13 protein-coding genes and 1 pseudogene are annotated in these 13,860 nt (G+C 39.7%); 6 read left to right on the forward strand and 8 right to left on the reverse strand.

Going from position 1 to position 13,860, the window contains the following annotated elements; all coding sequences use genetic code 11:
- Positions 1-210: 210 nt before the first annotated feature.
- The 4 genes from J4E76_RS02395 to J4E76_RS02410 are packed head-to-tail and all read left to right on the forward strand — an operon-like array spanning position 211 to position 3,958.
- Complete coding sequence (locus J4E76_RS02395; RefSeq protein ID WP_208500988.1) at positions 211-957, forward strand: hypothetical protein; 747 nt, start codon at positions 211-213, stop codon at positions 955-957.
- Positions 957-1,820: a class I SAM-dependent methyltransferase gene (locus J4E76_RS02400; protein WP_208500989.1), complete on the forward strand. Its 864-nt coding sequence runs from the start codon at positions 957-959 to the stop codon at positions 1,818-1,820. The genes J4E76_RS02395 and J4E76_RS02400 overlap by 1 nt, the downstream gene beginning before the upstream one ends.
- On the forward strand, positions 1,810-2,538 hold the full coding sequence (locus J4E76_RS02405; protein WP_208500990.1) for a hypothetical protein: 729 nt from the start codon (positions 1,810-1,812) through the stop codon (positions 2,536-2,538). The genes J4E76_RS02400 and J4E76_RS02405 overlap by 11 nt, the downstream gene beginning before the upstream one ends.
- A gap of 4 nt (positions 2,539-2,542) precedes the next feature.
- Positions 2,543-3,958, forward strand: coding sequence for a lipopolysaccharide biosynthesis protein (locus J4E76_RS02410; RefSeq protein WP_208500991.1), 1,416 nt, complete (start codon positions 2,543-2,545; stop codon positions 3,956-3,958).
- Positions 3,959-3,979: 21 nt separating this feature from the next.
- On the opposite strand, the gene J4E76_RS02415 is transcribed toward J4E76_RS02410, so the two are convergent.
- The 3 genes from J4E76_RS02415 to J4E76_RS02425 form a co-directional block, all read right to left on the reverse strand.
- Positions 3,980-5,035: a hypothetical protein gene (locus J4E76_RS02415; RefSeq protein ID WP_208500992.1), complete on the reverse strand. Its 1,056-nt coding sequence runs from the start codon at positions 5,033-5,035 to the stop codon at positions 3,980-3,982.
- On the reverse strand, positions 5,032-6,225 hold the full coding sequence (locus tag J4E76_RS02420; protein WP_208500994.1) for an MBOAT family protein: 1,194 nt from the start codon (positions 6,223-6,225) through the stop codon (positions 5,032-5,034). Before J4E76_RS02420 ends, J4E76_RS02415 begins: the two co-directional genes overlap by 4 nt.
- A 499-nt stretch (positions 6,226-6,724) precedes the next feature.
- Complete coding sequence (locus J4E76_RS02425; RefSeq protein ID WP_208500997.1) at positions 6,725-8,167, reverse strand: metallophosphoesterase; 1,443 nt, start codon at positions 8,165-8,167, stop codon at positions 6,725-6,727.
- 170 nt (positions 8,168-8,337) lie between these two features.
- Here J4E76_RS02425 and J4E76_RS02430 point away from each other — a divergent pair, with 170 nt between their 5' ends.
- Together J4E76_RS02430 and J4E76_RS02435 are read left to right on the forward strand one after the other, a co-directional pair.
- Complete coding sequence (locus J4E76_RS02430) at positions 8,338-8,943, forward strand: OsmC family protein (RefSeq protein ID WP_208500999.1); 606 nt, start codon at positions 8,338-8,340, stop codon at positions 8,941-8,943.
- A 42-nt stretch (positions 8,944-8,985) separates the two neighbouring features.
- Complete coding sequence (locus tag J4E76_RS02435) at positions 8,986-9,498, forward strand: hypothetical protein (RefSeq protein ID WP_208501001.1); 513 nt, start codon at positions 8,986-8,988, stop codon at positions 9,496-9,498.
- 60 nt (positions 9,499-9,558) lie between these two features.
- Here J4E76_RS02435 and J4E76_RS02440 read toward each other — a convergent pair whose 3' ends face one another.
- From J4E76_RS02440 to J4E76_RS02455, 5 genes and pseudogenes are all read right to left on the reverse strand, one after another.
- Complete coding sequence (locus J4E76_RS02440; protein ID WP_208501002.1) at positions 9,559-12,618, reverse strand: glycosyl hydrolase; 3,060 nt, start codon at positions 12,616-12,618, stop codon at positions 9,559-9,561.
- Positions 12,619-12,821: 203 nt separating this feature from the next.
- Positions 12,822-13,085, reverse strand: coding sequence for a VCBS repeat-containing protein (locus J4E76_RS02445; RefSeq protein WP_208501004.1), 264 nt, complete (start codon positions 13,083-13,085; stop codon positions 12,822-12,824).
- Positions 13,082-13,333, reverse strand: a complete 252-nt coding sequence (locus J4E76_RS21075; protein ID WP_304621692.1) for a VCBS repeat-containing protein — start codon at positions 13,331-13,333, stop codon at positions 13,082-13,084. The genes J4E76_RS02445 and J4E76_RS21075 overlap by 4 nt, the downstream gene beginning before the upstream one ends.
- Positions 13,319-13,567, reverse strand: a pseudogene (locus tag J4E76_RS21080) (FG-GAP repeat domain-containing protein); the annotation flags it as partial. The gene J4E76_RS21075 and the pseudogene J4E76_RS21080, both read right to left, overlap by 15 nt.
- A gap of 15 nt (positions 13,568-13,582) precedes the next feature.
- Positions 13,583-13,795 carry a VCBS repeat-containing protein gene (locus J4E76_RS02455; protein WP_208501008.1) on the reverse strand — a complete coding sequence of 71 codons (213 nt, stop codon included), beginning with the start codon at positions 13,793-13,795 and terminating at the stop codon, positions 13,583-13,585.
- Between the last annotated feature and the right edge of the window lie 65 nt (positions 13,796-13,860).

Here is a 13,860-nt window from a genome sequence, read left to right on the forward strand (position 1 = left end):
GTATTGTCAGTTCTTCTTTTTGTGATAATATTTCATAAGTATGCCAACTTATACATCAAACTACAGATTGCTCACAAAAAAATGTATTTCAATGTTCTTTCTGAAAGTCCTATACTGAAATTTAAGACAAGTATATGGAGACAATTGTACAGAGATTTTTGGCTAGATCTGATTTCCGTTTGCCGTGGAAATGCAGAGTTAATGAAGTTAATGAAATCAGTTTTGTCGAACCCCATTATAGTTGTAATTCTTGGCTTCCCAGTATTAGTATTAATTCTGATTCATATCAGCACATCATCACAGATACATTTCATCTCTGATCAGTTATTACAAAGTACAGGCCTTTTTGTATGTGTTATTCTTATAATATTCGTTGCTACCTCTTTCAAAAAAACTCGATTCCTCGGTGAACCTCAGAGGTATATTGAATTTTTATCCCCTCTGATAGCGGTTTTAGGGGTTTTGCTATTCTCTGACTACCCATATTTGTTGTGGGCATCTATTTCATTAGGTGTAGGTTTCTCATTAATTCAAGTTGTTGTTTTCTGGAAGTTTAAGGAGGTGACTTCGGGCGCAAGGAAGTTCGTGAATGTCAGAGTATTTGACAGTTTGATTGACGAGTTATGCAGCAAGCAGAATATAGACCAACAAAACCAAAGACTACTTAGCAATGACTCGCATTTGGTAAAACTCCTTCTTAACGGGAAACGTAAAGTGTTTTGGGGACCTGCTATATCCAATGAAATTGGCAATTATTCATACCAAGAAATTTTTACTTATCCTTACCTCAATGAACAACTGATTCCATATCTTGTCAAGGAGTTTAAAATAAATTTCTTGATTTTGGATTTAGAGTTAATATCTGATTATCAATGGATTACTCACAATAGCGTTTATAAGTTGAAGCTAAGACACGAGCTTCCTGGGATTAAGTTGTTTCAAGTCGAACTCTTATAATGTTTAAGTTTAAGATAAGTTCGGATATTCGATTTAGAAACTTTGGCTTTATCCCCTCAGGGTACTTTTTAAGAGACCTTTATGGATGGTTATTTGGCCACAGGAACCTCATTAAAAGGCTTCAGGCGAGAGATATAATTAATGCAATAGATCCCCGCCAAAATGAAAAAATTCTAGATATTGGTTGTGGACAAGGCCATTTCACAGTTGAGATAGCAAAAAAGAGTCAAACAACTATCGGTGTAGATATAGCGGAGGGAATAGATTTAATTAAGATCCCAGAAACAATATCAGATCAAATGAAATTCGTTCAAGTAAAAGGAGTTTCACTCCCTTTTAAAGATGATACGTTTGACAAAGTTCTTGCCAGTGCGGTATTGGGCACAATAGAAAATACCGAAGAGTTCTTGAGCGAATGGCGTAGAGTTTTGAAGCCGGAAGGCAAGTTAGTTATCGTTAATACCTCGGGAAGGCCCCCCATCGCAATGGCTTATAAGAACCAACCTTGGTTTTTTAAGTTTCTGCGAAAAGTATATATCAAAAAATTCCCTCATAACTATGCAGATTTCGAAAGGGTTTTGAATAATAATTTTGGGAACACTAAAAGCAAATTTCCTCAACCAAATGAGCTCAAATATATTTTGGCCCAGAATGGGTTTGGTGAAACGAAAGTTGAGCAGAGTCTGAGTTCTGCAACAGGAAATTTTATCGCTTGGCATCAGTTTATAGGATTTTTAAGAAAAGGGTTTATACCTTCAGTGCCTGGTTGGCCACACTATTATTATTTTTTTAGAGTAGTGGAATTCTTTTCAAAGACTCCTTGCGACTTTTGTCATATCTATATTTCTAAACATGTTCAGTAAGCTTAGAAAGCTCATATTGAATCCAAATAAGTACTTATATAAGTTACTACGGAATAAGTATACGGAATCACCATACCCAATTGAGTATTATAGAGACCTGCTTGAAATGCTGACTAATGAGAATGTTTTTTTTCAACCATTTATGCAAATCGAAAGCTCAAAGGAACGAATCAATGTTTTTGTGAGACACGACATTGATAGGCAAGAATGTATAGATAATCTTGAGGATATGGTGGCACTCAATAAAGAATACAAAATTCAGTCTGGCTTATTCTTTCTTGTGAATGACAGAACATATAACCTATCTGATTATCGAGATAAGATTCTCGCTTATCGTGAAGACGGATTAGAGATTGGCCTACATACGGAGTGTTATCGCTTTGATGACTACATGAAGGAATTTAAACGAGAAACCGATCGATTTGAGAAGGTATTGGGTTTTCGACCTCAAAGCTTCACTGTTCATGGCCTAGGCTATAGAAATGATGTTAGAGGTCAATTCTACTCTGTTTTGGATAGGAATTTCAAGTCTACAGGATATAGTTTTAGCGATTGTATCTCAAAGTTTCGAAGTTATGATTACGTAATGGAAGATTGTCACAAAAACTCAAAAACTCAAAAAAGATTCATTTACTCTGACTTTCAAAAGCTCCCTTCTTTTCTAAAGCCGGGAGAGAATCTTTTGGTTCTTACGCACCCATGTTATTGGAAAGTCTAAAAAGGTGACAAAGAAGTTAACTAAAGATATTGTCCTTTATGGAGTTGTGGGAGGACTAGGGAAGTTCCTGATGTTAATTCTGGTTCCTGTTTATACAAACGTTTTTTCACCAGAAGAATATGGAGTTGTAGACTTGGTCACCACTACTATTGTTTTTTTTGCCGCGGTTGGAATGCTACAAATGGAAGCATCAACAGGTAGGTATTATTTCGAAGTAGGTGAAGAAAATCGATCAAGACTCATTTTCACATCTTTACTTGCCCTACTTGGCTGGACATTTTTGTTAGTAACACCGCTTTTTATTTGGGCCGAGGGTTTTGGCATTTTACTCTTTGAAAGCAATGAGTATACTGGGATAATTCGTTTAGCATGCTTGATAATAATAATCGGAAATGGATTTTATTATCTAATGGCCATTATGAGGTTTGTCCAGAAGCCAATACAGTATGGTCAGATACATCTTGTTCAAATATCTTTTACGCTCACCTTCTCCATCTTGCTCGTTGTGTTTTCCAGATATGGTATACAGGGTGTCTTTCTAGGACAGATCATTGGCCTATCCGTAGGTTTGACATTTCTGTTGTATAATTTGAACAAGTGGGGCCTTTTATCAACCCATTGGAATACTCAATATTTAAAAAATAATCTCAAATATAGTCTGCCACTAATACCAGGAGTGCTTGCCAATTGGGCCAACCGTTTTTACAATCGATTTGTTGTACTAGGATTGTTGTCGTTGAGTGAAGTTGGTATTCTTTCTTTTGGAATGAAGGTGGCCATGATTGTGACACTCCTTGAGGAAGCTGTAAAAATGACTTGGAGCCCCTTTGTTTTTAAAAACCTCAATAAAGAGGGACATCGTCAGATGTATATTAATGCCTTTCAACATTTGACGAGAATCAGTTTTAGCTTGGTGATTTTATTGACATTGTTATTGCCGGAAATTATTGGTCTATTGGCTCCAGAAGAATATCAAGGAACTATTGATCTTGCAATTATTCTAGTTGTGGTATACGGGGTAAGATCGATGCAACAGATAGTGGCGATTGGTCCAGGGATTAGCAAAAAAACCTTTTATAACTCACTTTTAGGCATTGGTAGTTTGGTTATTAATATCTCGTTTCTTTATATTTTGACTCCTTCCATGGGGCTCATTGGGGTAGGCCTCAGTATCGCAGCCACTTATTTATTCAGATTTACCGCTGCATGGATAGTTTCTGAAAGACTTTATCCAATCGGATACCCATTGACGGCATTTATAGGCTTTTTCTTTCTAGCATGCCTTACTGCTGCCACAGTAATTTTTCTAAAGCCAGACTTGTTTTATAGAGGTTTTTTGGGGGCATGTCTGACTATGGCTCTTTTGTTTAAATACAGAAAGTATATCAACAAAGAGAGTTTGAAAACCTTTTTGCAGTAAGTTAGATGTCTTAGACAAAAGCTAGTCGTAAATATTGTCGGATTCGAACTTCTGGGCTAGTAAATCGGCCAAATACAAGGAAAGCTCTTGATGCGCTTCATGATTCCAGTGACCGACTTTTCCAGTGACTTCCCACCAATTTGGTGGATTGCCTGCCACATGCATAGATTGGATAAGTGCCCCTAAATCCCAGTGAGTAACCTGATACTCTTCATATGCAGCTTTTAGCGTATTGGGGATCGCAACTGTGTCTCGCTTAACCAAAATGGTATTAGAATCTAGACTCGAGATAATTTTAAAAACTAGTGGATCTAAAGGCAAATTGAATTTGCGTTCTCTTTCAAGGGGAGCTTCTAATTCGACAAAGTTGAATGGTCTAAGGGTCACATTCATCAACCCAAGTCTTTTAACTCTCTCAATTCCATTATTCAGCATTACTGCGGTGATGGAATAGTCCCGGATTAATTGTACGGTCCGATTGGGTCGGAGCTCCGAAAGCGGGATGTCATGTTCAATGCTAACAGGAGAAGTCCATGGATTCAGTCTGGAGGTTTTTGGCATAAACTGTATGCTTTCCGTTTTATCAGTTTCAAAATCAAGTTGAGCCAAAAAGTATAGTTTGTAATCTACTTCAAACGAGTCTACAAAGACCTTATCGTAAGCATACATATCTTTAAGGCCAAAACCATTTCTACCAAAGTTGAATACTTCAAACTTCTTCTTGGGTAACCGTTTCTCGAGCTCCTGTCTGAGAAGTACTCCAAAATAATGCCTAGTAAAAACTTGCTTTGACTCAATGAATGAATCGCCTATTAGTGCAATCTTGATGGTAGCACTGTCCTCTTGAAGTGGAACTTCTCCATAAAATCGATATTCATTTGTTTCTTTTATTCCTAATCCCTCATTGAAAAAAAGTAGTTTCTCAGATTTAGCCAAGCCATTGCCAATATCTTCATAGTACTCACTAAATGAAGGAGGGCTGATTTTTGAAAAACGTAGGAATACCTCAAGAACTACAAGTACTAGAAGGACTCCAATTAGGAACAGGAAGCTATTTTTTATCCAGTTCAGTTTCAAAATTGAAAATAGATAAAAGGTGCAGGAGTGGTCTGAAGCATATAAATCAATGTAAATACCAATAAAGATGAAGTAATGCCTAATCTCAATGGGGTTGAGCGGATTCTTAGTAGGAAAGTATGTCCATAATAACTTTCAACAAGATCCAGTATAAAAGTGAGACTCAAGAATGCCAAAATCACTTTGGTAAACAACCAAGTATGGGAACTGATTTCCCAATAGATCAACTTTTGAGATATGAATAGCGCTTGATCTAGACTTTCTGTTCTAAAAAACAGGAAAGAGATAGAAACCAATACAAAAATTGAAAGAGATTTGAGCCAATCAAAAACTCGATACTGAGTGGTGACCCATTTACAATCTTTAAAAAAAAGGTTGTAAATCAACAATAAGAATCCGTGAAAAGCACCCCAAATAGCAAAATTCCAGCCTGCGCCATGCCAAGCCCCCCCCAGTATCATTACGATCATCAAATTCAAACTTTTCCGATTCCTTCCCAATCGATTTCCACCAAGAGGCACATAGAGATAATCTCTCAGCCATGTGGATAGCGTAATGTGCCACCTTCTCCAGAACTCACTAATGTTTTTCGAAAAGAAGGGCTGATTGAAGTTGATAGATAAATCTACCCCCAGCATTTTTGCAGCACCCCTTGCAATTCTGCTATAACCTGAAAAATCAGCATAGATTTGTACTGTATAAAGCAAAACAGCAGTCAATATTTCGATTGACATATAGAGTTCAGGGTCATGATATATATGATCTACATATCTTCCGGCAGAATCTCCGATTATTACCTTCCTGAATAGCCCTAAAACTATAAGACTCACACCTTCTTTGAGTTGTTGTTTGGTGGGGCTAAGTTTGCGACTTAATTGTGGTAGCATAGTCTTTGCTCTTTCAATAGGCCCTGCTACTAATTGAGGGAAGAAGGAAATAAATAATGTGAAATCAATGAAATTCTTGGCTGGCGCTTGTTGATTTCTATAAATATCAATAGAGTAAGACATTGTCTGAAAAGTATAGAATGAGATGCCAACAGGCAGTAATATATTGACGTGAAGAAAGTCTGCCCCTTCCATTGACCACATCTCGGTGAAGCTGGTGACAAAGAAATCAAAGTACTTAAAGACAAAGAGGAGTCCTAAGTTGAAGACTAAACTTAGGGACAGCAGACGTTTTCTATTCAACTTATTCTTTGACCTATAGATTTGGTCACCTAAATAAAAATCGACTAGGGTAGAGGCAAAGAGTAATATGCAAAAACGCCAATCCCAGTACCCATAAAAACAATAGCTACAAATAACGAGAAAAGTATTCTTTGCAGTCTTAGTTGGGAGACTATAGAATACTGGCAGAACTACTCCCAAAAATATGAGGAAGATAAATGAGTTGAAAAGCATATTAACATATAGCTCGTCTAATATAATCCCCGTATGTCGACTATCAAATATTTATGACCATAGAAACCCGACTGATCAACTTTGTTAAAAAAGATGATGATAGATCAGGCCAAATATGCTAAAAAGACAGCGTCTAAATCGAGCCGCTGATTTAGGGAGCCTAGTTACGATGCAACCGCATATTTAGAATAAAACAATACAAGTCATATGAATGTATTTGTGATGGCGATCACAAGAGCCTTCATTCAATAAAGCCCACCAATATCAGCTTAAGGTCAATTCATGGTTATTGCCCTAATCTAGCCAAGCAGCTACTGTAGGTCTCTGCTGTTTGATTACCAAAAGCGCAGTAGTAGTAATTCCAATCAGCCTCTTTGATGGTCTGAGCAGTGTCTTCAACCACGTAATAGTCGATATAGTGCTTTTTGGCTGCAGCATCCGTAGTGAAGCTCGTATAAACGGACTTCAAGTTGGCTGGGCTGAGTTTGTCTTGATTATAAGTAGTCGAAAAGGTGTATTCCTTACTCCAGTTAGGTTTAGTCGAAGCTTGTACATCATCAAAACCATGCACATTGTAGTCGATTAGTTCTCCTGAGGAAGGGGTGTACGTATATTCCAGAAAGCCAGGATTATTTTCATAAACTGGTGTTATAGCGGGAGAGATGTGGACAAAGGAATTAGGAGTTGTGCTGCCATTGATTACAATAAAATTGTCCATATGGGTATGACCCCCGAGTTGGGCTATGATCACATCTGAATACTTGTCTACCATCGCTAAATACTGTTGGTTGTACTGCTCTTGATAGTAATAGGCTGGTGTTGCATCAATACTGCTATAGGCATTAATTCCCGGTGGAATGTGATACATGAGCCAAACCTTATCACCATTGGATTTAGCTTCCGAAAGGTTCTTATCCAACCAAGCGAACATATCCTGCACATACCCATCAATCACTGACTTTGAAGGCAAAGACTGGCAAACATTGTTTTTTGCATCAAGGTATTTACCTGACATCATAACCGTATTAAGTGAGATGACCTTATGACGCGGGTTGTTTGGATTTTCAGCAATGTAATAGCCGCCTTTCTTGTAACTCTCATTGAATTCCTGAGTATCAATGAGCCCTTTTAGGTTACGAGCGAAAATAGGTGCTGTGCGCGATAAAAACGACCCAGAATCTCTTATCTCATAGTCTCCACAAAATGCATCATTATTACCCAGCGTAGGAAATATTGGGGTGCCAGGAAACCTTTTTTCTATCTGGCTACTGACAAAATCAATTGTCTTGGTGATAAAATCACGCATGGCCACCTCATCACTTTTATAATATTTAACAAATACTTGTTCAAACTCATGCCCAAGAAAATCTCCATTAATCGTGATAAAGTCTGGGTTCGGATTCACTGCTACAATTTCATCTAGAGAGCTCTTAAATAGGTTCCAGTTGGTATCTATCTTTGTCCAATCCGTTTGCCATCCATAGTATCCAAAACCTGTCACTTTGGATGTTTCGAATATAGATTCCCATTTGTTTGCTGGATTGGCTATCAATTGCTTAAGTAGGGTGGTATCATAGTAAGGATTGAAATGAATGTCTGAAAGACTCAGGAAGTTTCGATTGGCACCGGTCTCTTCGGTCTTATATGATACATCTGATTTTCCTGAGCATGCTATAAGCAAACTAGCTATAAGGGCAAAGACCATATAGAATGGTATTGACTGTTTCATGTGTGTTCTGGTTTGGTGTGTTATTTAATCTACTAATGAATATAGTGATAAATCATGAAGCTCTGTGTGAGAGGCAATCCATATGGATTTTGAACAATCACACTCTTTAATTCTTGTCTTGGATTAGAAGAATGGAGCATGGATATTTGCGAGCATAAAACAGTAGCAACATGTCAGAGAAGAAATTTTATCATGTAGGTGAGTTGAGTTCAGAACAGCCTGCTAAAACACAATATGAATCCACCAAATTCGCTAAGGCGCGTCATCCAGAACCCTATCGTTTTGAAGTTAATTTGAGCGCAGAAGCTGGTAACATGCAAAGCAAAACTGGTGTTGTTTCTGTCAATATTCCAGGCTTTAGTCCTGTGAAACTGTATTGTGATGAGCAGCCACCTGTAGGAGAGGATACAGCTCCACCACCATTGGCCTTCTTTTCTGCAGGTATTGGGTTCTGCCTAATGACTCATCTAACGGATATCCTTACAGCTAGAAAGATTCAAGTAGATAGCCTTAAGTTGGAGCAACGTATCGTTTTCGCTACTAACCTTGGTCATATGCGGGAGCATGGCTATATGACTAATGGTCGATGTGATATGGTCGAAACCCACGTAATCATTGATAGCCCTGAGCCAGAGGAAAACATCAAAGACCTTCTTAACGAAGCAGAGAATGGCTGTATGGCACATTTTGCTTTAAGAAACCCAATTCCTTGGTCTACAAGACTTGTTTATAATGGTAAGGAAGCGATTAATCGCTCTTCAGAAAATGATGGATGAATGAGTCTTGGTCTCGAAGGAAAAGTACGCTAAAAGAATGTCATGGAAATATTGAAAACATCCACGCAATGGGCGAAAGATGAGGTTTTTTCATCTGTCTTCTTTATTCTTTTTGGAGTGCTCTTTATTCTTGCAACCATTGGATTTTGGCAATTAGGAAAAACCGAGGTAGCCAGAGCGTTTATTTACCCTACGCTAGTCGCTGGAAGTTTACTCTTGATGGCCGGAATCAGTTTTACTATGTCTAATAAGAAGAGGCTTTCCGACTTTGAAACTGAATACAATGTAAACCCCTCGGCCTTCATAAAAGCAGAGATTGCACGAACAGAAAAGACAATGTGGGAGTACAAAAATATTGCCATGAAAGTTTTACCGCTGATTGTAGTCGTTGCTGCACTGTTAATTGTCTTTATTGACAAACCCATTTGGCGGGCGATCAGCATGACATTAATTGCTATGCTCTTGTGTATGATAAGTATTGACAGTCTTGCGCTGTCTCGAATGAAGAAATATCATAAAGAATTAAAGCAAGCAGAAAGCCAGCACCAGGATTAACCATTATCAATAAAAAAGCCCTTCTATCTCAGAAGGGCTTTTTTATGATGATCAACTCACTTATTTAGTTTTAATCTCTCTGACATTCTTGGTCTTTAGTTTAGTGTTAATGGCTGCGAGATCGCTTGACAGTATCTCGTCAAGTTTTTCCAGATGACCTTTCAGTTCTTTTGATAACTCCTCGAAAACTACATAAGCTCCATCAGTAGGCTTGGCTTGGCCATTTTCCACACTTCTCCTTAAAGAAGCCAATCTATTATTCAGTTTAATCGGGAAGTTCAAAGGATCTTGTGGGCTTTGGTTTTGAACCTGATACAAATCCAATTCAATTACGCTGAGCTTGTCCATGAGTGCCATCAGATCGTTTTGCAATTGAGCATCATCCAGACTCGATAATTTATCTGCTTGCGATCTGATCTTACGTATTAAAATAACGGCCTCATTGGCTTCAGAAGTTTTCGCCATAATCTGTTTACTGAGATCAAATTGCTCTTGAATATCTGCAGGGGTTATGCCCTCCAAATTTGGATTCATTTCGATGCTAAACTCTGAGTTATGAGTTTTTCCATTAGCCTTTAATCTCACCTGATATTCACCAATAGGAGCCATAGGACCTCTTTGTGGTCGGGCACTCCAAATAATCATGCCTTCAAAAGTAGTGGCGCCAGGGTACCTTAAATTCCAGTTGAAAGAATTCAAACCTTTGGACGTGGTAGGGACATTTCCTCTACTTCGTGCTTCTCTTCCGGTATAGGATTGAATTAGATTACCTTGATCATCAAGTATCTCAATAGTTACGGAATCAGTCTGCTCTGGCAGGTAATACTGTATGGCAGCATTATAAATACCACGAATCGGGTTAGCTGGCTTGAACAGTGTTACCTCGTTGGTTTGATTGATTTCGACAGCCTCTCTAAAAGGGCGGATGTCATCTAAAATCCAGAAGCCACGCCCATGAGAACCTAAGACCACATCATCATTCCTTAATACTAGGTCTCGAATGGGTGTGTCAGGTAAGTTTAACTGAAGACTTTGCCATTTAGCCCCATCATTGAAAGACACATAGACTCCATGTTCTGTTGCCAAATACAATAGACCTGGCTTTTGTAAATCTTCACGAATGGCTCTTGCAAAATGTCCCGGTTCAATGCCATCAATGATCTTTGCCCAGGTTTTACCGTAATCCGTGGTTTTGAATACATAAGGTTCACGATCGTCTACCTGATATCGGTTAGCAGCAAGGTATAACGTACCAGGATTGAATTTGCTTTCATCAATGATGCTGATTCGTGAATATTTAGGCAAGTCTTTGGGTGTGATGTCTGTCCATCTTTTGCCTCCATTTCTGGTGATATGAATCTTTCCATCATCAGAACCTGCCCAAATCGTATTCGCATCATGATTGGAGGGAGCTAAGGCAAATACGGTAGCGTAGATCTCCGGCCCATTCATATCTTTTGTTATGATACCACCAGTAGGTCCTAAAGTCTCAGGGTCTGCGTATGTGAGGTCTGGACTGATCTTTTCCCAGCTCTGGCCATCATTTGTGGTTTTCCAGACATGCTGAGATACGGTATACATTGTATTGGCATCAAGAGGAGAGAACATAATAGGGAAGGTCCATTGCCATCTTTCTGGTAATGCGCTTGACGGTTCCCCGGAAAAGAAGCGTGGATACACCTGTATATCCCTGCGCTGACCTGTCTTTCTATTATACCTAGTCAAAAGTGCTCCCTGACTACCAGCATAGAATACATCAGGATTTGTTGGACTTTGTGTAATCCAACCACTTTCTCCACCACCAACAGCATATGCCCAAGAGGCTCCCATACCACGGGCCATCATATGCCCCCAGCCTTCACTCGGCATAGCCAATGTGCTATTATCCTGCTGCGCTCCAGCGACATGATACGGCACATCACTAGTAGTCATCACATGGTAAAATTGCGTTGTTATATAATTTTGATCGGTCCAAGATTGGCCACCATTGATACTGACAGTTCCACCACCATCATTGGCCGAAATCATACGCATAGGGTCATTGGGGTCAATCCACAGGTCGTGATGGTCACCATGGGGAGGTCTGATTCTTATATCAAATGTCTTTCCACCGTCAGTAGATTTCCAGAAGCCTACGTTCAAGCCATAGACCACATCTTTGTCAAAAGGATCAGCTACCAGTCGAGAATAGTAAAAGGCTCTTTGTCTCAGTTTGCGTTCCGAATTGACACGCTCCCAAGTCCAACCAGCATCATCCGAGCGAAAAATACCACCTTCATTCGCTTCTACTACTGCCCAAACACGGTTTGGATCAACAGGAGATACGGTTACACCAATTTTACCAATGGGTCCTTCGGGCATACCAGGGTTTGCTGTTAACTCGACCCAGGTATCACCACCATCCAATGACTTCCATAATCCACAACCGGGGCCACCGCCCCACATTTTCCAGGCTTTACGATATACCTGCCAGGTAGTAGCATATATAACCTCTGGATTATTACGATCGATGATAAGATCAGCAGCACCAGTTTTATCATCCACATACAATACTTTTTGCCAGGTATTTCCGCCATCCTTTGAGCGGAATACACCTCTTTCTTCATTGTCGCCATAAACGTGCCCTAAAGCCGCTACATAGACGATGTTAGGGTTGGTAGGATGGACCCTGATTCTTGAAATAGCTTGCGTTTCTTTGAGCCCCAGATGTCTCCAGGTTTTACCGCCATCTGTGGTTTTATAAACCCCGTCACCTTGAGTGATACTGCCTCTTAATTGAGTTTCTCCACCACCGATATAGACAATGTCTGGGTTGGTTTCTGCAACAGCTACAGCACCAATACTCGAAGATGTAATTTGACCATCTGTTACTGGAAACCAGTTGTTTCCACCATCGGTAGTTTTCCATAAGCCCCCGCCTGTAGCGCCAAAGTAGTATTCATCAGGTCTACCTGGGCTTCCTGAAGCTCCCAGCGAACGACCACCTCTTTGTGGACCGATGTTTCGCCATTGATAGCTTTGGTAAAATGAAGGGTCTACTGGATTATGACTTTGAGCCCTTAGCTCATAATTAACTGTGAAAATCAATAGAAAGGAAAGGAGGAAGGTCAATTGCTTCATCAGACTAGTTTTAGGTTGAACCTGAATTTAGGAAAAACCCTGAACTCAGCGAACGTAGGTTCTATGAGTGGCAGAATGTTCTCTTCTTGAGTTCAGTTTTATTTGACCTTAGATGATGTTAGCTTATTTAAGGCCAAAAAGCAAGAAGTCTTGCGAACCTCGGTTGCTTAGGAAGAGATCCTTGATTCTATCGCCATTGAAGTCTACAAAATCAATATCGAAACCTCTTCCTTTAATGCTTTCTGGAAGGAGGGCCCTGTCGCATCACTAAACTTCCCCTTGCCGTCATTGAGGTATATATTAAATGGCGTTTCGCCACCAAATCTTGAACCATTCGTATTGCCGGTCATGATATCTGCATTACCGTCATCGTCAATATCCAGGAAGGCCACACGAAAGCAACGGTTATCATCATTGGGTAGATGAGTCTCAGTGATATCGGTGAAAAAGCCTTTTCCATCGTTCAAGAGCAATCGGTTCTGCCGAACAGCTCCTCGTACAAAGCCTGAACATTGCCATAAAGGACATCCATATCACCATCTCCATCAATATCAGCCACATCTACCTCTCGGGTTTCTTTCGGACTGTTTCTATAAGATAGACGTTTGGCAGATTCGTCCTTGAAAAAGCCTTTACCATCATTGATCAGCACTCGATTGGTTCCTTTATTTCCTATCAAGAAGCCCTGATCTCCATCATTGTCAACATCGGCCAAAGTGAGGTCTTGTGTAACATCATTATATTCTCCGAATCGCTCGATCGTCTCATCCTTGAATTGTACCTTTCCATCATTGATGAGGACATTGTTCTGCACATTGTTGCCAATAAATACATCAGGTGCACCGTCAAGATTGATATCGAATATTACGACTGAGTTAGAAGTGCCAGTAACTGGAATTCGACTGCCTGCATCTGTGAAAGTACCATCACCATTGTTGAGATACAGTTCATTGACCTGATCGTCTTAACTGACGATGATGGTGTCAGGATCACCTTCTAAATCAAAGTCCGCAATGCCAATGTCCTCACTATCATGGTTTACCTGGGGAATACGCTTGCTCTCGTTGGTGAATTTTCCGTTGCCATCATTAATCAGTAGGATATTAGGCCTGTGCTCATTGGCGATTATGATATCCATATCGCCATCCTGATCTAAATCTGCAACTCCTGCATCCATAGACAGTCGTTGTAGGTCATTAAAGGGGAGATGATTGGTTGTTACATCTTTGTACCGAAGGGTTG

The sequence above is a fragment of the Roseivirga sp. E12 genome (assembly GCF_017592825.1).
Classification (GTDB): Bacteria; Bacteroidota; Bacteroidia; order Cytophagales; family Cyclobacteriaceae; genus Roseivirga.